This window comes from Acidovorax sp. ACV02, assembly GCF_014851475.1.
Lineage (GTDB): Bacteria > Pseudomonadota > Gammaproteobacteria > Burkholderiales > Burkholderiaceae_C > Acidovorax > Acidovorax delafieldii.
Window position 1 is genome coordinate 289561 of sequence record NZ_JACUZU010000002.1, and the last position, 22487, is coordinate 312047.

Consider the following 22487-nt stretch of genomic DNA (forward strand, 5'->3'; position numbering starts at 1 on the left):
TTTTGACCGTTTTGCTCGGTGCCTTTGCGGTCGCCCCCGCGCTGGCCCAGCCCGCTGCCGCCGCCAACTACGACGCGCCGGATACCTGGCTGTGCCGCCCCGGCCGCGCCGACCTGTGCAGCACCGACCAGACGGTCACCACGCTGGCCGCCGAAGGCCAACGCACGGTGCAGGTGATCAAGCCGCAGGCTGATGCGCCCATCGACTGCTTTTACGTGTACCCCACGATCTCGCAGGACCCCAACCCGCACAGCACGCTGCAACCTGGCCCGGGTGAGCAGCGGGCGGTGGCGCAGCAGTTTGCCCCCTTTGCCTCGGTGTGCCGTCCGTTTGCACCCATGTACCGGCAGATCACGCTGGCGGGGCTGCGCGCGGCCATGTCGGGCAACCCGGCCGGGGTGAACCCGGAGATGGCCATCGAGGACGTGCGCGCCGCGTGGCGGCACTATCTGGCCAATGACAACAAGGGCCGGGGCGTGGTGCTGGTGGGGCATTCCCAGGGCAGCCGCATGCTGCTGGAGTTGCTCAAGCGCGATGTGGACGGCCAGCCGGTGCAGCAGCGCCTGGTGTCGGCCCTGCTGATCGGCTTCAACGTGATGGTCCCTGCGGGTGCGGACACCGGAGGGTCGCTGCCCACGCTGCCCCTGTGCCGTACCGGCGCGCAAACCGGGTGTGTGGTGACATACGCCACGTTCCGCGAGACATCACCGCCGCCCGCGAACTCCCGCTTTGGCCGCAGCAATGCGGCGGGCGCCGAGGTGGCCTGCACGGACCCGGTGCGCCTGAGCGGCCAGCCGCTGCGCAGCATGCTGGCCCGCGAGGCCAACCTGCTGGGGCAGCCCGTGTTGCGTGCGCAATGGGCGCAGGGCCTGGAGGGCGTGAGCACCCCGTTTGTGAGCCTGCCGGGCCTGATGCGTGCAAGCTGTGTGAAGGACGGCCCCGCACACTACCTGGCGCTGGGCCTGGACAGCAATGGGCGTGGCAGCCTGCCCAGCGATGTGCCGGGCGATATCGTGGTCAATGACCGCACTCTGGACGACTGGGGCCTGCACCTGATCGACATGAACGTGGTGATGGGCAACCTGCTGGACCTGGTGCGCCAGCAGGGCGCTGCCTGGAAGGCCAAGGCGAACTAGCGCCTGTTCACACCGGGGGCGGTGCGCAGCCCCGTGCGGCACCAAGGCTTATCGCGCGGTCACGCCGTCCGGCTCGGTCACCGAGATGTCGGTGTGCACCAGCGTCAGCGGAAAGCGCTGGCCCGCCAGGTAGTCCTCCAGGCCGCGCAGCAGCAGCGGGCTGCGGTGGCGCTCGGGGCAGGCGCGGATCTCGTCGGCCGTGAGCCACAGCGTGCGCACGATGCCGGTGTCGAGCGTGCGCCAGTCATGGTGCGTGCCCAGCGTGCCCGCAAACGCAAAACGCATGTAGGTGATGTCGTCCCCCGTGCGCGTCTTGGTGAAGCGGTTGAGGTACACGCCGATCAGCGCCGTGGGCTCGAAGTCGTGGGCGGTTTCTTCCAGCACCTCGCGCGCGCAGGCCTGGATGGGCGACTCGCCCGGGTCCAGGTGGCCGGCAGGGTTGTTGAGCTTGAGGCCGTCGGTGGTTTCTTCCTCGACCAGCAGAAAGCGGCCGTCGCGCTCGATGAGGGCGGCCACGGTGACGTTGGGTTTCCAGCGGTGGGGCATGGCGGGCATTATGACGAGGGCGGGTGACACTGTGCCTACAAGGTCTAAGAACGTGTTTACGCTCTCGCAGGGGATCGCGTTGGAGCGCAATCGGGATGAGTGGATGCTTCGGATGCGCCGCATGGGCTCATGCCCATGCAAGCAGCTGGGGCGTCCAATCACCCGATTTCGCTCCAACCCTTCGGGCAGTGGTCTTTGCGGGCGGTCTGCAGCGTTGCGGCGCTTGTGGATAGCCAAGCTATCCACTACGCACAGCGCCTTGCATCCCATCCCGCAAAGACCGCTGCGCGACCTCTGGGAGATCGTAAACACGTTCTAAAGCGCTCGCGCCATGTACACCGCGCCTTCGCCATAGCTGGCCAGGCGGGCCTGCTGGGTGGCGTCCTGCAAGGGGTGCAGCGCATAGCCCTGCCGCTGCCAGTAGGCCTGCGAGCCCTGCACCGAGACCAGCGCGCTGTGCCGCAGCCCCTCGGCGCGGGCCTGCGTCCACAGGGGCTGCAGCAACGCATGGGCCAGGCCTTGCCCCGCATGGGCAGGCAGCACGGCCATGTCGTGCAGGTACAGCGTGTCGGGCGCAGTAGCGGTTTCAAAGTCGCCGTGCAGCGGGGTGACCTTGCCACGCACGCTGCGGTAGGCCGCCAGATAGGCACACACCGTGCCGCCCTGCTCCAGCACCAGCGAACAATTGGCGGGGCTGGCGAGGCGGCGGGCAAACACCTCGCCGCTCTCCACAAACCCCTCGCCATAGCAGGCCAGTTGCACGGCCAGCAGATCGGCCAGGTCGCTCAGCGCCAGCGGGCGCACCACCAGGGACATGAGTGAGCTTGGTTCGATCAGTGCGGCAGCACGGGCGCCTGCACGAAGTCGTCCAGCGACAGGCCCTTTTCCTTCAACAGCGCCTCCAGCACGGGCTGCAGGCGGCCCAGGCTCTCCTGCACGGCCTCTCGCACGGTGTCCACCACCACCTGGGTGCTGCGCTCGATCTCGATGTTCAGGCGGTCGCCCACCTGTTTGTTCTCAAACACGGTGGCGCGGCGGGTCTCGGGGATCATCCAGATCTCGAACCAGCCCTCTTGCCGGTTCACCTCGGCCACCGTGAGGCTGGCGCCGTGGATGGCGATGTAGCCCTTGGCAAAGATGTAGCGGCGAAACGCCTCGGGCACGGCCACGCGCCACACCAGGTTGTTGTCAAACTCGCGCCGCTCGATGAGCGTGCCAGTGAAGTCCACATGGCCCGACAGCGGATGGCCGCCGATCTCGGCACCGTCCTTGGCCGCGCGCTCCACGTTCACGCGGTCGCCCTGGCCGTAGCTGCCCAGCGTGGTGATGTTCAGGCTCTGCAGCATCACGTCGAAGTTGGCCTGCGTGGGCGACAGGATCTCGGTGACCGTGAGGCACACGCCATCGGTGGCCACACTGGCGCCAATGGCCAGGTCCTGGCAGAAGCCCTCAGGGAAATCGAGCGTGAACGTGCGCAGCCCTGCGCGGTCGTGGATGGCGGCAATGCCTGCCGTGGCTTGGACGATGCCTGTGAACATGGTGGCGCGGTGTGTGGAGCGTTGGAAGGGGAACCGGGAATTTTGCCACCCGGCCCCCACCGCGCGCTGGCGCCGGGTTACTTGGCGCGCAAGAGTTCGCCCACTTCCAGCAACACCAGCTCGTTGTCATCCGCCTTGTTCGGATCGCGGCTGCTGCTGAAGGGCAGGTTGTTGTCGTTGCCCACCACGATGTGCGTGCTGTCCACGGTGTCCACGTTCTCGATGGTGAAGAACGGGAAGGTCAACACGCCGTTGTTCAGCGGCTTCTTGGCCAGGCGCTGCGGGTCTTGGATGTTCATGAGGTCGATGTAGCCCACCTTGCGGATCTCGCCGCCCACATTGGCGTCGCTCAGCTCGACCTTGTAGACGCGCTTGAACTTGGCGAGGTCGTGGAAGCAGTCCGTGCGCTTCTGGCCTTCGGGGCAGGCCTTGTCGGCCGTGCCTTCGCCGTTGTCGCGCTCGATGATGAGGCCCATGCTGGCGTCGATCATGTTGAAGTCGCCAATGGCATGGTGGTTGGCCTCCAGCACGTACTTCCAGTGGCGGCCGGTCCATTGCTCGGTCTTCACGTCAAATTCGAGCACACGCAGGTACTGCTTGCCGCCCACGTTTTCGTACGCCTTGGCGCTGTCGTTCCACAGCGCGCCTTCGAGCAGCGCATAGAGCTTGCTGCCGTCCTTGCTGGAGGCCATGCCTTCGTAGCCCTTGGAGCGCTTGACTTCAAACGGCGTGGGCTTGGCGTCGGGGGCACCGGGCATCAGCACACCGGGCGCATCGGGCGAGCGCACGACCTTGCCGTCCACCTGCGTCTCGAACACGGCCAGCACCTTGCCGTTCAGGTCGGCCTTGATGAGGAAGGGGCCAAACTCTTCGCCGATCCACAGTGCGCCACCGGCGAACTGGAAACTCTCGGGGTCGAAGTCGGCGCCGGTCAGGTAGCGCTTGTCGGTGCCTTCGTGGGTGATGCGAAACGGCACCTTCTTGTCGGGGTCGTGCAGGAAGAGGGTCTTGAGGCGGTTGAACTGGCCGCTTTGGAAGTCCACGGTGTAGTGGCTCAGGTGCAGCATGAAGTCGGGCGAGTTGGCCTTGGAGCCCGCGCCGTTGTCGGTCAGGATCCAGAACGAGCCGTCGGCCATGCGCTTGATGCCCGAGTGGCCCTGGAGGGGCTGGCCCTGGAACGGCAACGACACACCCGTGTCGCGGCCGCCCGACTGGCCCATCACGCTGCCCACGGCGTCCACACGGCGGGGGGTGGTGAACTTGCCGGCCACCTGCAGGTCTTGCGGCGCGTCCTTGGGCGCGGCAACCACGGTGAGGGCTGGCATCACGGCGTGGCCGGCCAGGGTGGCGGGGTAGGCCTGCTGGGCGATTGCGGGGGTGGCGGCAGCGCACAGCAGCGCTGCGCAGGCGGCAATTTGGGACAGTCGGGACATGGTGGTCAAGGGGAAGAGAGCCAAAACCGTGAACGATGCCGCCGCCCTGTGACACCGCCATGAAAAGCGGTTCTCCGACGCCCCCACCAGGCAACGCCGAATCGGGCACATGCACGGACCTTTTGCCGCTGGCAGGGATCACACCTGCCTCACCCCACCCGCACGGCCTGCGCACCCGCCATGGAAACCCTCTCTGCACTGCAATCCCTCGGCCTGGAGCTGCCCAGCCCGGCCTACATCGTGGGCGCCATCCTGTTTGGCCTGATCGGCATGGCGGCGTACTGGCACGGCAAGCGTGCGCAGCAGCCGCGCACCCGCTGGTGGGGCGTGGCGTTGATGTTTTATCCCTACGTGGTCTCGGCCACCTGGCTGCTGTACGCCGTGGGCGTCGCGTTGTGCCTGGGGATGTGGTGGGACGGGCAGCGCGGCTAGGGATCCTCCGCACCAAGGAATCAACCGGCGGCGGCCACCAGCCCTGCGCCGTGCCCGCGCGTGAAGGCTTCTTCAAACACCGAATACCCCGACCAGTCGGCATGCGCAAACGCCAGCCGTGCGGTGGTGGGCGTGGGCAGCCAGGCGGCACGCTCACCATTTGATAGCACCTTAGGCATGAAAGACCTGCGCTCCAGGCCGATTTTGCTCAAAAACTGCTGCAAACCCGGTGTGGGGATGGACATGGCGTGCCCGTAGCGGGTGATGTCCACGCGCGTGGCGCGCTGGCGCAGGTCGGGGTGCGGCACCGCCAGGGCGGCGAGGGCGGCGTCGGCCCAGTGCTGCCAGGGCTGGGTGGCCAGCTGCTGGCGGCCGTCCGCCCGGTCGCCCAGCGCCTGGTAGTAGGTGAGCACGGTGGGGCCGGCCAGCGTCGCACGGGTGTCCAGGCGCTGGTGGCCGGCGTTCACATAGCCCAGGCCCCCCGCCGTGGGGTCGGCATACAGGACGTTGTCCCAGGCCGGCGCGGCGCCGGGGCGGTCGGTGAGCGGACTTTGGATGTGGATGTTGGCCACCAGCCAGGGCGCCCACGACAGACGCTGGGCCGCCCCGGTGAGGAAGGCGGGCGGGTTCTGCACCACGCGCGCCGCCACGAAGACGGGCAGCGCCACGATGCAGCGTGGCGCCTGCCAGCGCTCCACGCTGTCGGTGGCGTGATTGAACGCATCCACCTCCACGCCGTGGCGGCCTTCGGTAATGCGCAGCACGCTGGTGCCGGTGCGCAGCTGGCCGCCGCCGTGGGACGTGTTGGCCAGCGGCTCGGCCAGGCGCCGGGTGATCCAGCCATTGCCCTCGGGCCAGGTGAGCACGCTTTCGCGGGCTTCGTCCACGGCCTCGCCGGGCGCATGAAAGCCATGGCGGCTGGCAAAGTAGTGGATGCCCGCCCAGGCCGAGACGCGGTCGGCCCCGGCGCCGTAGTCGTCGCGGCAGCAGTAGTCCAGGTACCAGCGCAGGTGGGCATCGTCCAGCCCTTCCTGCGCCAGCCAGGCGGCAAACGTCATCGCGTCCAGCGCCTGCTGGCTGGGCGCCAGTGGGCGCTTGGCGGTCCACAGCTTGAGTGCGGGCATGGCAAACCGGGCGGCGCGGGCCTGCGCGTCCACGGCCTGGGCAAAGCGGCGGTACTGCGCCAGCGTGGCCTCGCCCACGCCCTGCACGGGCAGCAGGCCGTCTTGCCACTCGCCATCGAAGTACAGGCGCTCCTGCGGGCTGTGGCACAGGTGGCGTTCGTCGTACTGCCAGCGCCCGGCCACACGCTGGCGCAGGCCCAGCTCCTCCAGCAGGTCCTGCACCTCGCGCGCGTCGTCGCCAGGCACGGGCAGGTAGTGCGCGCCCTGCGGGCAGGTGATGCCGTTGACGGCGGTGCCCCGGCTGTTGCCGCCTGCGGTGTCTTCCAGCTCCAGCAGCGCAAAGTCCTGCACGCCTGCCAGCCGCAGCGCACGCGCTGCGGCCAGCCCCGCCACGCCACCACCGGCAATGATGACCTGCGCGCGGCGCACCACGGCGGGCTCGGGCCAGGTGCCGCGCGCCAGCCACTCACGCAGCTGGTGGCCGCGTGCCATGTTGATGCCGGTGAAGCCGCCTTCCAGCGGCGGCACGGCGCGGTCGCACCCGCCCAGCGCAGCCGTGGCCAGGGCGGCGGCGCCCGCCACGAACTGGCGGCGCTGCAGGGTCCAGGGGGTCATGCGGTCACGCCTCAATCGGCCCAGCGGGCGCGGATCTCAAGCAGCTGCGGCACCAGCGGGGCAAACAGCGCCACCAGGGCGGGGTCGAAGTGTTTGCCGGCCTGCGCTGCAATGTGGTCCAGCGCATCCTGCACGGGCCAGGGTTCCTTGTAGGGGCGGCGGGTGGTGAGCGCATCGAACACATCGGCCACCGCCACGATGCGCGCCGACACCGGGATGGCCTCGCCCGCCAGGCCGCGCGGGTAGCCGCTGCCGTCCCACTTTTCGTGGTGGGCCAGCGCAATCTCACGGGCCAGCTGCAGCACGCCGGACGGGTGCTCGCCAATGATCTCGGCGCCGATCTCGGGGTGGCGGCGCATGGTGTCCCACTCATCGGCGTTCAGCGGGCCGGGCTTGCGCAGCACGGCGTCGGGGATGCCGATCTTGCCCACGTCGTGCATGGGCGCGGCGTTGAGCAGGTCTTCGGCCCAGGCCTGGCTGTGGCCGGCAGCCAGGGCCAGCAGCTGGGCAAAGTGGCTCATGCGGATCACATGCATGCCGGTTTCGTTGTCCTTGTACTCGGCCGCGCGGCCCAGGCGCTGCACGATCTGCAGGCGGGTTTCGCGCAGCTCGTCCATGCGCACCAGCGACAGGTGGGTGCGCACCCGCGCGCGCACCACGGGCGGGCTGACGGGCTTGGTGATGTAGTCCACCGCGCCCGCGTCAAACCCGGCAGTTTCGTCCTGGCTGTCGGTAAGGGCGGTGATGAAGATCACCGGGATGGAGGCCGTGGCAGCATCGGCCTTGAGCGCGCGGCACACGGCATAGCCGTCCAGGTTCGGCATCATGATGTCAAGCAGCACCAGGTCGGGCCGCTGCTCGCGCGCCACCTGCAGCGCACGTTCACCGTCGGTGGCAAACAGCAGGCGGTAGTCGGACTGCAGGATGTGGCGCAGCACCTGCAGGTTGGTGGGCTCGTCGTCCACCAGCAACAGGCGGGGCCGCTGGTCAGGGGCCGGTGTCATGCGGGGTTCTCCAGGGGTTCGTCCAGCCAGTGCGTGCGCAGCTGCTGCAACTGCACCCCGGCCTGGTCAAAGTCAAAGCGGTCGATGGCCTCTTGCAGGCGCTCGGTGGCATCTGCAGGCAGCATCTGCACCAGCAGGTCCAGCGGCGGCTGGGCCAGCTCGGACTGTGCCAGGGCCTGCTGCAGCGCCTGCGCGGCGTCCCGGGCCTGCTGGCGTTGGTCGGCGGTCAACGGTGCGTGCTGACCCACGCCGGGGGCGGGCGCTGCGGCGGCCACGGCCTCGTGGGCCAGGGCCTGCTCCACGGCCTGCAACGCGGCGGGCAGGGCGGCCACCAGCGGCTGCAGAGCCGTGCGGTCCAGGCTGTGGGCGGCTTCCTCGATGCGCTGCGCCAGCGTTTGCAGCGGGCCCAGCGCCAGGTTGCCTGCCGCACCACGCAGGCGGTGGGCCAGCGCACGGGCAGCGTCCATGTCGGGCTGCGCCACCAGGGCCTGCAAGGTGGCGGGGGTGGCGGCATGGTCGGTCAGCAGGCGCGCCACGGCATCGCGCAGCAGCGCACGCTGGCCCCAGAGGCGGGTGCCACGCTCCCAGTCCACCGCGGCGACGGTGGCGTGGGGGACCGGTGGCAAGTCGGTGGCGCGCGTCAAGGTCTGCAGACTGCTCCACCCCGATGTGGAGGTGTCGGGCTGCAGGTGCAGCACGCGGGCGATCTCGCGGAACAGGCGGGCGGGCTCCAGCGGCTTGCTTGCAAAACCGTCCATGCCCGCAGCGCGTGCGTTGCGCCGGTCCTGCTCCAGCACGCTGGCCGACAGGGCGATCACCGGCACCGGCTTGCGCCGTTGCGCCTGCTCGAACGCGCGGATGCGGCGCGTGGCCTCCAGGCCGTCCATGCCGGGCATCTGCAAGTCCATCAGCACCACATCGAAGCGCCCGGCCTCGTAGGCGGCGACAGCGCTTTCGCCATCCCGCGCCACGGTCACCTGGTGGCGCCCCCGGTCCAGGTGGATCTGCAGCAGCTCGATGTTGGCCGGCACATCGTCCACCACCAGCATGCGCAGCGGCGGCAACTGCACCGCATGGCTCACGGTGGCCACTGCCGCCGTCGCCTGGCCCACCGGCAAAGGTACACACACGGTGAACGTGGTGCCCACACCCAGGGTGCTGCGCACGCTGATGCTGCCACCCATCAGCTCCACCAGCTGGCGCGAGATGGTGGTGCCCAGGCCGGTGCCGCCGAACTGCCGGGTGGTGGATGCGTCGGCCTGCGCAAAGGGGTCGAAGATGCGCTCCAGGTGCTGCGCCGCGATGCCGATGCCCGTGTCCTCCACCTCCATCACCAGCGTGCCGTCGTGGTAGTCCAGCCGCAGCAGCACATGGCCGCGCTCGGTGAACTTGAGCGCGTTGCCCAGCAGGTTGAGCAGCACCTGCTGCAGGCGCAGCGCATCGCCCCGCAGGTAGGGCGGCACCCGGTCGTCCGTCAGGCACTGCAGCGCGAGACCCTTCTTGCCCGCATGGATGCGCAGCGAGGCAAGGATCTGGTCGCACACCTCTTGCAGCGAGAAGTCCGCAATCTCCAGTTCCACCGCGCCTTTTTCCAGCTTGGCAGTGTCCAGGATGTCATTGAGCAGGCGCAGCATGGAGCGCGCCGCATGCTGCACCGTGCCCAGGTGGCGGCGCTGCTGCGCGTCCATGGGGGTGTCGAGCAGGGCCTCGGTGAAGCCGATGATGGCGTTCATCGGCGTGCGGATCTCGTGGCTCATGTTGGCCAGGAAGGTGCTGCGCGCGGCGGCGGCTTGCTCGGCACGCTCCTTGGCGGTGCGCAGCTCTTGCTCCATGGCGCGGCGCTGGGTCAGGTCGGTCGCAAACTTGACGACCTTGAACGGCTGGCCCTGGGCGTCGAAGATGGGGTTGTAGGTGGCCTGGATCCAGATGGGCCGGCCGTCCTTGCCCAGTCGCTGATATTCACCGCCATCGAGCTGGCCAGCTCGCAGTTGCGCCCAGAACTGCGCGTACGCCTCGGTCTGCGCGTAGGCGGGCTCGCAGAACATGCGGTGGTGCTGGCCCACGATCTCTTCCAGCCGGTAGCCCATGAGTTCTCGAAAATTGGCGTTGGCGTTGAGCACATGGCCCTGCATGTCGAACTCCACCACCGAGAGCGCACGGTTGATGGCACGCACCGTGCTCTCGAACTCGGCGTTGCGCTCGCGAAAGACGGTCATGTCCATGATGACGCCGTCGATCCACAGCACCTGGCCGTCATCGCCGACCACGGGGCGGCCGCTTTCCGACACCCAGCGCAGGCGCCCATCACGGTCCCGCAGGCCAAACTCCACGTGGTAGGGCCGGTGCTCCTGGATGGCCATGGAGACTTCCGCCCACAGGCGGTCCACCTCTTCGGGCAGCGTGAGCTGGGTGAAGTTGATACGGCCGTCCAGAAAGTCCTGCGGCAACCAGCCCGTGAGTGCGGTCACCGCATCGCTGATGAACAGCATGGTCCAGTCGGCATCGTGGCGGCATCGGAAAGTGACGCCCGGAATGTTGGCCATGAGCGAGCGCAGGCGCTGCTCGCTGGCCTGCAGCTCCTGCTCCATGGCGCGGCGCTGTGTCAGGTCGCTGATGAAGCCCACGAACACCGGCGCGCCATCCAGCGGCACGCGGCCTATGGAGATGCGAATGGGCACGGTACTGCCATCCGGCCGCAAAGCCAGCACCTCGCGGCTGTTGGCGCCGACCACGCCACCGCCCTGGCCTTGCAGGTAGCGCTGCAGGTAGGTGTCGTGGCGCGAGCGGTCGGGCTCGGGCATGAGCATGGACACGTTCTGGCCCACCACTTCGTCGGGACGCCAGCCCAGGATGCGCTCGGCCGCTGCGTTGAAGGACTGCACACGGCCCTGCGCATCGATCATCACCATGCCGTCCACGGCGGTGTCGGCAATGGCGCGCAAGCGGGACTCGCTCTGGCGCATCTGCAGGAACATCTGCCGGTAACGCAAGCCCGCGTTGATGGCGATCACCAGCAGCCCGATACCCGACGCCACTGCAGCAACGGCCAGTGCCAGGGGCGCGCCATCGGCCGCAGTCAGCAGTTCCAGCTCGTTGGGGGCGTCAATGAAACGCAAGGCCGCCATGCCGGTGTAGTGCATGCCCGCAATCGCCAGCCCCATGACCACACCGGCCACCGCATTGAGCCACCGGGCGCGCCAACGCACCACGCGCTCCAGCCCAAACCGCACCCACAGGGCCACGATGGCCAGCAACACGGCCACCAGCACCGAGGCGGCAAACCCCCAGGGGTCGTACCGCATGACAGGCGCCCACTGCGATGCTGCCATGCCGATGTAGTGCATGGCGCCAATGCCAGCGCCCACCAGCACCCCACCCACCACCAGGGCGGAGCGGCTGATCTCGCGGCGCATCAGCAAGCCCAGCGCCACCCACGACGCGCCCACGCTGGGCAGCAGGGACAGCACGGTGGTCCACGCATCAAACTGGCCCCGCGCGCACACCGTGAAGGCCAGCATGCCGATGAAGTGCATGGACCAGATGCCGCCGCCCAGCGCCATCGCCCCGGACCCCCGCGCCATCTGGCGCATGAACCGGGTGTCGGCGCGGCGGGCCAGACCCGCCATCTGCAGCGCCAGCACGGAGGCCAGCACCGCCATGCCCACCGACAGCGTCACCAGCCAGGGATCGTGCTGCGCCCACAGCAGCGGATAGGGCTGTGCGTCAGAAAGGAAAAAAAGGTCCAGCATCGGGGGCGCCCACGGCGATCAGGTCTTGACAGCTTTGTAGCCGATTGTGCTGCCCATGCCAGCGGGCAGAACCCCTGCAAATTGCTCGGCGAATGCCTGTTGGGGCCCTGGCAAACGGCGACTCAATGCGCCACCACCTTGCCCCATTCGCGCTCGTAGCTGTGCACCAGCGCCTGGTTGGACAGGCGGTTCACGTCGGCCGGCACCCGCGCCATGTCGAGCGGAAAGTCGAACAGCAGGGGCAGCGACGGGGCGCTCAGGAACCGGAGCCCGGGTGGCAGGGCGTCGGGCAGGCGCCACGGCCTGCGGCTGGCGATGACATAGCCCCATTCGCCAAAGCTGGGCACATGGGCGTGGTACGGCGCTGTCGAGAGGCCCACGGATTCGATGGTCTGCACCACCGTCCAGAAGCTCTGGCGCGCCACCAGCGGCGAGGTGGTCTGCACCACGGCGTAGCCACTGGCCGCCAGCCGCTTGTCCAGCAACGCATAAAAGCTGTTGGTGTATAGCTTGCCGATGGAGAAGTTGGTGGGATCGGGGAAGTCCACCACGATCACGTCAAAAAGGTCCGTCCCCTGCTGCAGCCACCCAAAGGCATCGGTGTTGACGATGGTCACCTTGGGGTTTTGCAGCGCGTGGCCGTTGAGCTTTGCCAGCGTGGGGTTCTCGCTGAAGATGCGCGTCATGGCCGGGTCCAGCTCGACCAGGGTGACGGACTCGACCGAGGGGTACTTGAGGATCTCGCGCACCGCCATGCCGTCGCCGCCGCCCAGCACCGCCACCCGCTTGGGCGCCCCATGCGCGGCCATGGCGGGGTGCACCAGAGCCTCGTGGTAGCGGTATTCGTCGGACTCGGAGAACTGCAGGTTGCCGTTGAGGTACAGCCGGTGGCCATAGCGGCCCTGCGTGACCACAATGCGCTGGTAGGGCGTGGCCGTGGTGAAGATGATGCGGTCCTGGTAGAACTTGTCTTCGGCAAAGCTCGTGATCTGCTCAGACCCCGCCAGTCCCGCCAGCAGCAGGCCCACCACCATCAGGCAGGCGAACAAATGGGCTTGGAGGCGCCGCAGCTCATGCCGGAACAGCCACACCGCCCACAGCGCCACTGCGGCATTCATCAGCCCGAACAACAACCCCGTGCGGATGAGCCCCAGGTGCGGCACCAGCAGCAGCGGAAACGCCAGCGACACCGCCAGCGCGCCCAGGTAGTCGAACGTGAGCACCTGCGAGACAAGGTCCTTGAGCACCACGTTGCGTTTGAGGATGCGCATGACCAGCGGAATCTCCAACCCCACCAGCGTGCCCACCATCAGCACCATGCCGTACAGCAGGAACCGGAACGCACCCGGCGCATACGCATTGGCGAGGAACAGCGTGGCTGGCAGCGCGCCGCCGATCAGCGCCACCAGCAGCTCGATGCGCAGGAAGTGCGCGGGCAGCTGCCGCTCGAAGTAACGCGACAGCCACGACCCCAGGCCCATGGCAAACAGGTAGGTGCCGATGATGGTGCTGAACTGCAGCACCGAGTCGCCCAGCACATAGGAGGCCAGCGCCCCGGCGGCCAGCTCGTACAGCAGGCCGCAGGCTGCCACCACAAACACGCTGATGAGCAGCGCGATGTCGATGGGGCGGGGGCCAGAGGATGGGGGCGGCACCGCAGGCGCGGGCGCGACGGGCGACGGGGTGGGAGACGACAAGGCAGCGGTCAGCGCACCCTGCCGGGTGCGCCGCTTCGTTCATTCAGGCGGTAGGGGCTCGAAAACGCGTCAATGCGTCAATGGATGGCAGCCGCCACGATGATGCTGATGCCCAGGCACATCGCGGCCACCACCAGGCCCAGGGCCTGGTTCTGCTTTTCGACGATCTCGCGCCACAGGTCATAGGGCGTGATCTTGTCCACGATGACAAAGGCCAGCCAGAAGATGATGACGCCAATGATGGCGTAGAGGATGGACCCGAGAAATGCCGCGGGTTTGAGCCATTCGAATCCCATCATGGTGTGATCTCCTTGAAACGTGGTGTCGGTGAGTGTGGCTGGCGGATGAACAGAAGCAAGCGCCGCACTACTTGTGGCTGCCGCCCGACGAATATCCGCCGTACGAGCCCCCCGAGCTTCGGTAGCTGGAGGACGAGGAACAGTTTTCGACCCGGGGATCGCAGCTGGAGCAACGGCTGAGCAAGATGAGCAGGATCAGGATCACCACGGCGATGATGATGATGGTGCCGCAGCCCAGGCCGGATTTGGCCACGAACGGGCCAGGGTCGTCGCGCTGGAGCACATCTTTCTTGTCGTCCAGCTTGAACGCCTTGGCCACCGTGTCGCTGGACAGCTTGTCCCCCGCAGACCAGGTGATCTCGTTCGGGCTCTGCTCCATCGACAGCAGGCCCTTGGCGCTCGCAAAGTCGCGGTTGGTGGTCTTCTGGCCGCGCGTGACCTGCCAGTAGAACTCGCCCAGCACATAGGTGGTCTCGGCCTCGTAGGTGTACTTGAGGTCGTACTTGGTGCCCATGTACGTGGCGGAGCGACCCGTGGCTGCCATCTGCGGCGCGCCGGTGGTGGGGCGCACCATGCTCCAGCCTTCTTCGGAATCGACCAGGAACGCGAAGCCACGCTTCTGGTTGTAGAGAAGGTATTCGCTCCAGCCAAAGTGCTCGTCATCGCCGGGCTCCACGCCCATCCGGTGCTGAAAGCCCACCACCTGCCAGTGCACGCCCTGCAGCTGCCCCTTGCTGCCCAGCGGGATCAGGGGCTGGACGGGTTCGTCCTGCTCCGCCGAGCGCAACTCTCCGCCCACGCCACTGTCCAGGCTGATGATGCTGGCGCACGAGCCGCAGGTGATGCTCTTGGAGGTGGACAGCTGTACCTGCACCGGCGCACCGCAGTGCGGGCAGTTGAACTGGCGGCCTTTTTCGTCCTTGGCCGATTCGTCCTTCAGACCCTGCAGCTGCAGGTCTTCCAGGAGCACTGCCTTGCCACGCTCCACATTGGGCGGGGTGTGGCCGTAGTCGATGCTGACCACTTCGCCGTCGGCACTGCGCAACTCGACCATGCCGAAGGGCTGGCCCAGCGGCGGTAGTTTGGGCAGCTCGCCCTGGGCCGAGATCAGCTGTGCCTGGCCGGTGTAGGCCACGCTGTAGGGTTTGCCGTTGATGGCCGTGGTGGTGCCGATGCGAAAGCGCTCGGGCGCAGGCATCTCGCGGCCGGGGTCGATGGGCCGGGTGAAGACATAGGCACCGTTGTCTTCGCCCAGCGTGGCCAGCGTGCCGTCATTCAGGAAGGCCGCCCATTCGGTCCACACGCCCGCGTCGCCCTTGTATTGCAGGCGGCCGATGAGGGTAAAGGGAACGTCCTTGCCGTCGAGCTGGATGCGCCCGCTGGCCATGAGCTGCAGCGGGCTGTGGTCGTCGAACAGCTCGGCCATCTTGCCCAGGCGCGTGAGCACATCGCCACTGCGCACGACGGTGCTCTGGCAGTAGCCGCAGACGGCATGGGTGGACTGCGCGCTCTTGAACTCCACCGGCGCGCCACAGCCGGGGCAGGGCGCGCGGTAATAGCGCTGGGTGGGGTCGGTGGCCATCGTGTGGAGTGTTCTGCCCGCGCCGCGCTAAACGGCTTTGAAGCCCTATTGGCCTCTAGCGCTTATCCCTCCAGCGCAAGCAGCTATTTTTATGATAGCAATCGATCCGATCGATCAGACGAGCTTCTTGAGCAGTTCGGCCTTCTTGGCGTCGAACTCTTCCTGCGTGAGGATGCCCTTGGACTTGAGCTCGCCCAGCTTCTCCAGCGTGGCCATCACGTCTTCGGGCTTGACGCCCACTGCAGCGGCCGCCGCTGCGGGCGCTGCCTGGGCTGCTGCGCCGCCGCCTTGCAGGCCCTGCTGCAGGTTCTGCGCGAGCACCTGGCCCAGCGCCACACCCGCGCCCAGACCCATGGCGTCACCCGCCACACCGCCACCGTTGCCCGCGCCCTCGGCAAATTTGGGGATGGCCTGCGCCGTCTGGTACTGCATGAATTTGGCCATGTCGTTGCCAACCATGCCCATGCCGATCTTCTGGTCGAGGATCTTCTGCAGCTCTTCGGGCAGCGAGACGTTCTGCACCGTGAGGGACTCGATCAAGATGCCCAGTTTGGCGAAGATGGGCGCCAGCTCCTTGGTCAGCGCATCGGCAAACATGACCTGGTTGGCCGCCAGGTCCAGGAACGGCAGGCCGCTACCGGCAATGGCGTTGCTGATGTTCTGCAACACCAGGCCACGCAGCTGGCCTTCCAGGTCGGCCACGGGGTAGGACTCGCGCGTGCCCGAGATTTCGGTGTGGAACAGCTTGGGGTCGGCGATACGGAAGGCGTAGTTGCCGAACGCGCGCAGGCGCACGGCGCCAAAGTCCTTGTCGCGGATCGTGATGGGCTGGGGCGTGCCCCACTTCTGGTCGATCTGCTGGCGTGTGCTGAAGAAGTACACATCGCTCTTGAAGGGGGACTCAAAGAGCTTGTCCCAGTTCTTCAGGTATGTGAGCACCGGCAGCGTCTGCGTGGTGAGCTTGTAGGTGCCGGGGCCAAACACGTCGGCCACTTGGCCTTCGTTCACGAAGATGGCCATCTGCGACTCGCGCACCACCAGCGTGCCGCCGTTCTGGATTTCCATGTCGCGCATGGGGAAGCGCCAGGCCAGCGTGCCGTCCCCCTCTTCGGTCCACTGAATGATGTCAATGAACTGTTTCTTGATGAAGTCCATGAGGGCCATGTGTGCTCCCAAAGCAAAAGAGGGGGTTGAAAAGAGCGGCCATCATAGCAACGGGGGCTTTGGTGGCAGCGGCTTTTTTCAGTGGCGGAACGTGAACTAGTTCACGCGCAGAACCAGTCTGTTTGGGATAGGCGCTGCGGCGCTTCGTAAGGCGTCATTGGATAGCGGCTATCTGCGCCTTAGCGATGATCAATTGGCTTTCGCTATTGCGAATCACTACCATTCAACCATCCCTGCTGCACCGCCGCAGGCTCTGTTGAACCAAGGAGTCCGCCATGTCCCTCATCCGCCGCGTTGCCCGCCAGAACCAAACCATGCTGATGAAGACGGGCAGCTACTACCTCATCCACATCTGCGTGGCCGCTCTGGTGGCCTATGCCGTCACCGGCAACCTGTGGGCCTCGCTCACCCTGAGCCTGCTGGAGCCCACGGTGCAGGCGGTGGCCTTCTTCTTCCATGAAAAGGCGTGGGACCGGGCTGGTCGGCGCGCTGCACGCCAAAGCGCTACCCCATCGCCCCACAGCAATCCCGCCATCCAGGGCGCCTGAACAAACTCACGACAAGGAGTACCGCCATGTACGCCATTCCACTGCGCAGCCGCACCGCCACGGGCTTGGCCTTTCAACGCTGGCTGGTCCAGCGCCTGGCGGGGCTGGCCGATACCAACTGATAGCGGGCAGTCCTCTCTGCCTGCGCCAGAAACGAACATGCCCCGACCGGCGGGGCATGGGGGTGGGAACACAAACAGGCGGTGAATGGGCAGCGCTCAGGCTTTCACATCCAGCAAGGAGCCCATCATTTCGTCCTGCGTCTTGATGGTCTGCAGATTCGCCTTGAACGCGTAAGTGGCCGACATCTGCTCCACCGCCTCTTGCTCCAGCGCCACGCCCTTGGCGTCCTGTTCGCGCTGCACGGTGGCTCGCACGCCGGCGCTTTCGGCCACTTCTTCTTGTGCAACCACCTCGCGGCGGTAGCCGGGGGTGTTCATGTTGGCCACGTTGTTGGCCGACGCGTCCAGCCGCAACTGGGCGGCCTGGAGGCCTGAACTGCCGATGGAGGAAATGCTGGCCATGGGCGCTGCTCCCGATGTCACACAATGTTGCAAAGAAGGCGAATTGTCCGCCGCGCCGCGGCGGCTGGCAAGCCGCAGCCCCGCAATACCCCTGTCAGCGACCGGGCCGGTGCGCATCCTCCAGGCATTGCGCAAACGCCTGCGCCGCGCGGGCGGGGGCGGGGGAGCGGCGCATCAGGCTCACAAACTGGCAGTGGTAGTGGAACAGCGACGGGTTCACCGCCTGCATGCGGCCCTGGCGCTCGAAGGCCTCGGCGTAGTGGTCGGGCAAGAACCCGAGAAAGCGGCCCGACAGGATCAGCGTGGCGATGGACTCCTGGTCAAACCCCGTGGCCGCACGCTGCAGCCGGGCCTGATGGCTCAACTCCATATTGGGCGAGTGGTAGCCCAGCCCCGCAAACTGGTAGCCGCGCACGGCATGCCAGTCGGCCGGAGGCGATGACGCCCCAAACAGCGGGTGGCCCGCGCCGCAATACAGCAGCATGGTCTCGCCAAACAGGTCGGCGTAGGCCAGGCTTTGCGAGCTGCGGTGCGCGGGGATGATGCCCACCTGGTAGCTGCCGTCGATCACACCGCGCTCGATGGCGTTGATGGAGCCCACATGCAGTTGCAGTTGCACATCGGGGGCCTGGGCGGTGAAGGCGGCAATCGCCTCGCCAATGCGGGCGGCCGGGTTGCTGGCGGTTTTGTCGAACACCGCCACGGCCAGCTGCCCGCCCATGCGCGAGTGGATGTCGTCCACGCTGTCGCGAAAGCTGCGCACCGAGGCCAGCAGGCGCAGGGTTTCGTCATACACCCGCTGCCCCTCGGCAGTCAGCGCAAACCCCGCCCGCCCCCGGCGGCACAGCGTGAGGCCCAGGCGGGCTTCCAGGTCCTTGATGTGGCGGCTGACGGTGCTGGTGCCGATGTTCAGCTCCAGCTCGGCGGCCGACATGCCGCCGCACTCCACCACGCTCTTGAACACCTGCAGCAGGCGCAGGTCCATGTCGCTGAGCTGGCCCAGCACAGCGCGGTGTTTGCCCGGTACTGCGGGCACTGAAGCTTGGGGGGATGGAACCGGGTCTTTTACTTGCATAAATCGTCAAGTAAACATTGATATTGGATTATTTGAGAGATTAACAGGCGGCGCAACAATGCCCTACGTCAAGCCCCAGGCCGCTGGGGCTGTCCGCTTTTTTGTCGCCGCCTTTGCACTGGAGAACCCCATGAGCTTCGTCAACATCGAAAAACCCGCCGCTGGCGCCGAAGGCCCCCGCATGGACGCCGAGTGGCTGGACGCGCACTGGATGCCCTATACGGCCAACCGCCAGTTCAAGGCCAACCCGCGCATGATCGTGGAGGCCAGCGGCGCCTATTTCACCGACAGCGAAGGCCGCAAGATTTTTGACGGCCTGTCGGGCCTGTGGTGCTCCGGGTTGGGCCATGGCCGCCGCGAGATCGCCGAAGCCATCGGCAAGCAGGCGATGAAGCTGGACTACGCACCCGCTTTCCAGTTTGGCCACCCGCTGTCGTTCGAGCTGGCCAACCGCGTGAAGGAACTGACGCCTGCTGGGCTGGACTATGTGTTCTTCACCGGTTCGGGCTCCGAGTCGGCCGACACGTCTCTGAAGATGGCCCGCGCCTACTGGCGCGCCAAGGGCCAGGGCACCAAGACGCGCCTCATCGGCCGCGAAAAGGGCTACCACGGCGTGAACTTTGGCGGCATCTCGGTGGGCGGCATCGTGGCCAACCGCAAGCTGTTTGGCCAAGGCGTGGAAGCCGACCACCTGCCCCACACCCAGCCGCCCGCAGGCTCGTTCCACAAGGGCATGCCGCCCACGGGCAAGGAACTGGCCGACCGCCTGCTGGAAGTGATTGCACTGCACGATGCGAGCAACATCGCCGCCGTGATCGTCGAGCCCTTCTCGGGCTCGGCCGGTGTGGTGATCCCGCCTGTGGGCTACCTGCAGCGCCTGCGCGAGATCTGCACCCAAAACAACATCTTGCTGATTTTTGACGAAGTGATCAGCGGTTTTGGCCGCAGCGGCGCCTGGACGGGTGCCGAAGCCTTCGGCGTGACGCCCGACATCCTGAACTTTGCGAAGCAGGTCACCAACGGCGCGCAGCCGCTCGGCGGCGTGGTGGCCACCAAGGAAATCTACGACACCTTCATGGCCGCAGGCGGCCCCGAGTACATGCTCGAATTCCCGCACGGCTACACCTACTCGGCCCACCCCGTGGCCTGCGCGGCGGGCATTGCGGCGCTCGACATCCTGCAAAACGAAGACATGATCGGCCGCGTGAAGGCGCTGGCCCCGTACTTCGAGCAGGCTGTGCACAGCCTCAAGGGCGCCAAGCATGTGGCCGACATCCGCAACTTTGGCCTGGCGGCCGGCTTCACCATTGCGGCGCTGCCCGGCGAGCCTGCCAAGCGCCCCTATGAGATCGCCATGAACTGCTGGAAGAAGGGCTTTTACGTGCGCTACGGTGGCGACACCATCCAGCTGGCACCGCCCTTCATCAGCACCCAGGCCGAAATCGACCGCCTGATCAGCGCACTGGGCGACGCCCTGCAAGAAACCGCCTGAGCTTCCTTCGCCAGCCAGCCTGCCCTTCCATGCGCATTTCCATCCTCACCTTCGATGCCTTCAACGACCTGGATTCGCTGGTGGCGTTTGGCATGCTCAATCGCATCGCGCTGCTGGGCGACAAGGACTGGCAGGTGCGCATTGCGAGTCCCACACCCCGCATCACGTCCATGAACGGGCTGACCATCGACGCGCACGAAGACCTGAGCCAGTTGGCTGCGGCCGACGCGGTGCTGGTGGGCAGCGGCATGAAGACGCGTGAGGTGGCCAACACCCCCGCGCTGATGGAACAGCTAAGGGTGCTGAACCCCGCCCGCCAGTTGCTGGCGGCGCAGTGCTCTGGCACCTTCCTGCTCAGCCGCTTGGGCCTGCTGAGCGGCACGCCCGCCTGTACGGACCTGACCAGCAAGCCGTGGGTGGTGGAGTCGGGCGTGGACGTGGTGCCGCGCGCGTTTGCGGCCCACGGCAACGTGGCCACGGCGGGCGGGTGCCTGGCCTCGCAGTACCTGGTGGCGTGGCTGATCGCCCGTCTCAAGGGGCTGGACGCCGCGCGCGAAGTGCTGCACTACTTTGCCCCGGTGGGCGAGAAGCAGGAGTTCATCGACCGCGCCTTGGGGCATGTGCTGCCCGCGCTGGAGCCCCAGGCTGCTGCGGCTTGAATACTATAAATTTGATAGCTTTCAGCGCATGTTTCACTAGCGCTTGTGGCACTTTTTACTTGAAATCACCATGAACCACGACAAAAACGTCACCACCACCATCGGCCACCTGATCGACGGCCAGATCGTCGCCGACACCGCCCGTACGCAGCCCGTGTTTGACCCCGCCACCGGCCTGTCCACCACCAGCGTGGCCCTGGCAAGCCAGGCCACGGTCGAGGCGGCCATTGCCTCGGCCGAGGCCGCGTTTCCGGCCTGGCGCAACACGCCGCCGCTCAAGCGTGCGCGCGTGATGAGCAAGCTCAAAGTGCTGCTGGAAGAAAACGCCGACAAGATCGCCGCCCTGATCACCGCCGAACACGGCAAGGTGCTGGCCGACGCGCACGGCGAGCTGCAGCGCGGCATTGAAAACGTCGAATACGCGAGCTACGCGCCCGAACTGCTCAAGGGCGAGCACAGCCGCAACGTGGGCCCCAGCATCGACTCATGGAGTGAGTTCCAGGCGCTGGGCGTCACTGCAGGCATCACGCCCTTCAACTTCCCGGCCATGGTGCCGCTGTGGATGTGGCCCATGGCCGTGGCCTGCGGCAACACCTTTGTGCTCAAGCCATCGGAGCGGGATCCCTCCTCCACGCTATTCATCGCCCAGCTCGCGTTGGAAGCGGGCCTGCCGCCCGGCGTGCTCAACGTGGTCAACGGCGACAAGCTGGCCGTGGACACGCTGCTTCGCGACCCCCGCGTCAAGGCCGTAAGCTTTGTGGGCTCCACCCCCATTGCCGAATACATCTACGCCGAAGGCTGCAAACACGGCAAGCGCGTGCAGGCCTTGGGCGGTGCCAAGAACCACGCCGTGCTGATGCCCGACGCCGACGTAGGCAACGCCGTGAGCGCGCTGATGGGCGCGGCCTACGGCTCGTGTGGCGAGCGCTGCATGGCCATCCCTCTGCTGGTCGCCGTGGGCGACGAAGTGGGTGACGCCGTGATCGCAGGCCTGAAGACCGAGATCGCCAAGATGAAGGTCGGCCCCGGCACCGACAACAGCAACGACATGGGCCCGCTGGTCACCAAGCCCCACTTCGAGAAGGTGAAGGCCTATGTGGACAGCGGCGTGGCCGAAGGCGCCACGCTGGTGGTGGATGGCCGTGGCGTGAAGGTGGCGGCAGGCCACGAGAACGGCTATTTCCTGGGCGCCTGCCTGTTTGACAACGTCAAGCCCGGCATGAAGATCTACCAGGAAGAAATCTTCGGCCCCGTGCTGGGCGTGGTACGCGTGAAGACGCTGCAGGAAGCCATGCAGCTCATCAACGACCACGAGTACGGCAACGGCACCTGCATCTTCACCCGCGACGGCGAGGCTGCCCGCTACTTCACCGACCACATCCAGGTCGGCATGGTGGGCGTGAACGTGCCCCTGCCCGTGCCCGTGGCCTACCACTCGTTCGGCGGCTGGAAGCGCAGCCTGTTTGGCGACCTGCACGCCTACGGCCCCGACGCCGTGCGTTTCTACACCAAGCGCAAGACCATCACGCAGCGCTGGCCCTCGGCGGGCGTGCGTGAGGGGGCGGTGTTCAGCTTCCCGAGCAGCCGCTGAAGCACCAGCGTCCACTTTTCGACGAAAAGGCCCCACGTGGGGCCTTTTTTCGTTCTGTGCCGTGCCAGTGGGTTTGAAGGCGAGCCATGCAAATGCGCATGGCTGGCGTGGCATGCCGTCTTTTGGCGCAAGAAGAGCCCATGAAGCGACCCGTTTTCGGATGCCGAGGTCTTACCCATCAAAAAGCAAAACACTTCATAGCTTTTGTGCATGGATACGGAGGTCTCAAAACCCTGCCCGCACGACACAATCAATGGGCAAACAGCCCCTCTGTAAGCA

The 22487-nt window shown here is 66.8% G+C and carries 19 protein-coding genes; 6 read left to right on the plus strand and 13 right to left on the minus strand.

What is annotated here, in order from left to right; all coding sequences use genetic code 11:
- The first annotated feature begins 2 nt into the window (after positions 1-2).
- Complete coding sequence (locus tag IB236_RS05230; RefSeq protein ID WP_158236093.1) at positions 3-1136, plus strand: DUF3089 domain-containing protein; 1134 nt, start codon at positions 3-5, stop codon at positions 1134-1136.
- 48 nt (positions 1137-1184) lie between these two features.
- Here the strand turns inward: IB236_RS05230 and IB236_RS05235 are convergent, their stop codons facing one another.
- The 4 genes from IB236_RS05235 to IB236_RS05250 all read right to left on the minus strand — a co-directional run bounded on the left by IB236_RS05235 (position 1185) and on the right by IB236_RS05250 (position 4653).
- Positions 1185-1682, minus strand: coding sequence for an NUDIX hydrolase (locus IB236_RS05235; RefSeq protein WP_056743200.1), 498 nt, complete (start codon positions 1680-1682; stop codon positions 1185-1187).
- Between the two features lie 315 nt (positions 1683-1997).
- Complete coding sequence (locus IB236_RS05240; protein WP_056742711.1) at positions 1998-2498, minus strand: GNAT family N-acetyltransferase; 501 nt, start codon at positions 2496-2498, stop codon at positions 1998-2000.
- Positions 2499-2515: 17 nt separating this feature from the next.
- Complete coding sequence (locus tag IB236_RS05245) at positions 2516-3220, minus strand: riboflavin synthase (protein WP_056056705.1); 705 nt, start codon at positions 3218-3220, stop codon at positions 2516-2518.
- 77 nt (positions 3221-3297) lie between these two features.
- Positions 3298-4653, minus strand: a complete 1356-nt coding sequence (locus tag IB236_RS05250) for an esterase-like activity of phytase family protein (protein ID WP_192419279.1) — start codon at positions 4651-4653, stop codon at positions 3298-3300.
- Positions 4654-4833: 180 nt separating this feature from the next.
- Between IB236_RS05250 and IB236_RS05255 the strand changes: the two genes are divergently transcribed.
- Positions 4834-5085: a hypothetical protein gene (locus IB236_RS05255; RefSeq protein WP_056056709.1), complete on the plus strand. Its 252-nt coding sequence runs from the start codon at positions 4834-4836 to the stop codon at positions 5083-5085.
- Between the two features lie 20 nt (positions 5086-5105).
- On the opposite strand, the gene IB236_RS05260 is transcribed toward IB236_RS05255, so the two are convergent.
- The 7 genes from IB236_RS05260 to IB236_RS05290 form a co-directional block, all read right to left on the minus strand.
- A complete protein-coding gene (locus IB236_RS05260) occupies positions 5106-6824 on the minus strand; it encodes an NAD(P)-binding protein (RefSeq protein ID WP_192419280.1) in 1719 nt (572 codons plus the stop codon).
- 11 nt (positions 6825-6835) lie between these two features.
- A complete protein-coding gene (locus IB236_RS05265) occupies positions 6836-7828 on the minus strand; it encodes a two-component system response regulator (protein WP_192419281.1) in 993 nt (330 codons plus the stop codon).
- Positions 7825-11577 (minus strand): PAS domain S-box protein, encoded by a 3753-nt coding sequence (locus IB236_RS05270; RefSeq protein WP_192419282.1) that lies wholly within the window; start codon positions 11575-11577, stop codon positions 7825-7827. The genes IB236_RS05265 and IB236_RS05270 overlap by 4 nt, the downstream gene beginning before the upstream one ends.
- Before the next feature lie 122 nt (positions 11578-11699).
- The gene (locus IB236_RS05275) at positions 11700-13274 is read right to left on the minus strand and encodes a polyamine aminopropyltransferase (RefSeq protein WP_056742696.1); all 1575 of its coding nucleotides are present in this window, start codon (positions 13272-13274) and stop codon (positions 11700-11702) included.
- 77 nt (positions 13275-13351) lie between these two features.
- Positions 13352-13570: a DUF350 domain-containing protein gene (locus IB236_RS05280; RefSeq protein ID WP_015016355.1), complete on the minus strand. Its 219-nt coding sequence runs from the start codon at positions 13568-13570 to the stop codon at positions 13352-13354.
- A gap of 70 nt (positions 13571-13640) precedes the next feature.
- Positions 13641-15155, minus strand: a complete 1515-nt coding sequence (locus IB236_RS05285; protein WP_056742694.1) for a DUF4178 domain-containing protein — start codon at positions 15153-15155, stop codon at positions 13641-13643.
- A gap of 114 nt (positions 15156-15269) precedes the next feature.
- Entirely contained in the window at positions 15270-16319 is a 1050-nt protein-coding gene (locus IB236_RS05290) for an SPFH domain-containing protein (protein ID WP_056056717.1), read from the minus strand.
- Between the two features lie 275 nt (positions 16320-16594).
- Between IB236_RS05290 and IB236_RS05295 the strand changes: the two genes are divergently transcribed.
- Positions 16595-16867 (plus strand): DUF2061 domain-containing protein, encoded by a 273-nt coding sequence (locus IB236_RS05295; RefSeq protein WP_056056719.1) that lies wholly within the window; start codon positions 16595-16597, stop codon positions 16865-16867.
- Positions 16868-17085: 218 nt separating this feature from the next.
- Here the strand turns inward: IB236_RS05295 and IB236_RS05300 are convergent, their stop codons facing one another.
- Together IB236_RS05300 and IB236_RS05305 are read right to left on the minus strand one after the other, a co-directional pair.
- A complete protein-coding gene (locus IB236_RS05300; RefSeq protein WP_015016359.1) occupies positions 17086-17391 on the minus strand; it encodes a flagellar basal body protein in 306 nt (101 codons plus the stop codon).
- Positions 17392-17485: 94 nt separating this feature from the next.
- Positions 17486-18466 carry a LysR family transcriptional regulator gene (locus tag IB236_RS05305; protein ID WP_099731720.1) on the minus strand — a complete coding sequence of 327 codons (981 nt, stop codon included), beginning with the start codon at positions 18464-18466 and terminating at the stop codon, positions 17486-17488.
- Between the two features lie 130 nt (positions 18467-18596).
- Here IB236_RS05305 and IB236_RS05310 point away from each other — a divergent pair, with 130 nt between their 5' ends.
- From IB236_RS05310 to IB236_RS05320, 3 genes are all read left to right on the plus strand, one after another.
- On the plus strand, positions 18597-19958 hold the full coding sequence (locus tag IB236_RS05310; protein ID WP_108496902.1) for an aspartate aminotransferase family protein: 1362 nt from the start codon (positions 18597-18599) through the stop codon (positions 19956-19958).
- 29 nt (positions 19959-19987) lie between these two features.
- On the plus strand, positions 19988-20617 hold the full coding sequence (locus IB236_RS05315) for a DJ-1/PfpI family protein (RefSeq protein WP_192419284.1): 630 nt from the start codon (positions 19988-19990) through the stop codon (positions 20615-20617).
- 70 nt (positions 20618-20687) lie between these two features.
- Positions 20688-22208 carry a CoA-acylating methylmalonate-semialdehyde dehydrogenase gene (locus tag IB236_RS05320; protein ID WP_108496904.1) on the plus strand — a complete coding sequence of 507 codons (1521 nt, stop codon included), beginning with the start codon at positions 20688-20690 and terminating at the stop codon, positions 22206-22208.
- Positions 22209-22487 lie beyond the last annotated feature (279 nt).

Bases quoted from the DNA above. Each gene is read 5' to 3' on its own strand.
- IB236_RS05305 (WP_099731720.1), bottom strand. From the start codon at position 18,466: ATGCAAGTAAAAGACCCGGTTCCATCCCCCCAAGCTTCAGTGCCCGCA.
- IB236_RS05240 (WP_056742711.1), bottom strand. From the start codon at position 2,498: ATGTCCCTGGTGGTGCGCCCGCTGGCGCTGAGCGACCTGGCCGATCTG.
- IB236_RS05285 (WP_056742694.1), bottom strand. From the start codon at position 15,155: ATGGCCACCGACCCCACCCAGCGCTATTACCGCGCGCCCTGCCCCGGC.
- IB236_RS05315 (WP_192419284.1), top strand. From the start codon at position 19,988: ATGCGCATTTCCATCCTCACCTTCGATGCCTTCAACGACCTGGATTCG.
- IB236_RS05280 (WP_015016355.1), bottom strand. From the start codon at position 13,570: ATGGGATTCGAATGGCTCAAACCCGCGGCATTTCTCGGGTCCATCCTC.
- IB236_RS05250 (WP_192419279.1), bottom strand. From the start codon at position 4,653: ATGTCCCGACTGTCCCAAATTGCCGCCTGCGCAGCGCTGCTGTGCGCT.
- IB236_RS05310 (WP_108496902.1), top strand. From the start codon at position 18,597: ATGAGCTTCGTCAACATCGAAAAACCCGCCGCTGGCGCCGAAGGCCCC.
- IB236_RS05245 (WP_056056705.1), bottom strand. From the start codon at position 3,220: ATGTTCACAGGCATCGTCCAAGCCACGGCAGGCATTGCCGCCATCCAC.
- IB236_RS05320 (WP_108496904.1), top strand. From the start codon at position 20,688: ATGAACCACGACAAAAACGTCACCACCACCATCGGCCACCTGATCGAC.
- IB236_RS05265 (WP_192419281.1), bottom strand. From the start codon at position 7,828: ATGACACCGGCCCCTGACCAGCGGCCCCGCCTGTTGCTGGTGGACGAC.
- IB236_RS05300 (WP_015016359.1), bottom strand. From the start codon at position 17,391: ATGGCCAGCATTTCCTCCATCGGCAGTTCAGGCCTCCAGGCCGCCCAG.
- IB236_RS05255 (WP_056056709.1), top strand. From the start codon at position 4,834: ATGGAAACCCTCTCTGCACTGCAATCCCTCGGCCTGGAGCTGCCCAGC.
- IB236_RS05295 (WP_056056719.1), top strand. From the start codon at position 16,595: ATGTCCCTCATCCGCCGCGTTGCCCGCCAGAACCAAACCATGCTGATG.
- IB236_RS05270 (WP_192419282.1), bottom strand. From the start codon at position 11,577: ATGCTGGACCTTTTTTTCCTTTCTGACGCACAGCCCTATCCGCTGCTG.
- IB236_RS05235 (WP_056743200.1), bottom strand. From the start codon at position 1,682: ATGCCCCACCGCTGGAAACCCAACGTCACCGTGGCCGCCCTCATCGAG.
- IB236_RS05260 (WP_192419280.1), bottom strand. From the start codon at position 6,824: ATGACCCCCTGGACCCTGCAGCGCCGCCAGTTCGTGGCGGGCGCCGCC.
- IB236_RS05290 (WP_056056717.1), bottom strand. From the start codon at position 16,319: ATGGCCCTCATGGACTTCATCAAGAAACAGTTCATTGACATCATTCAG.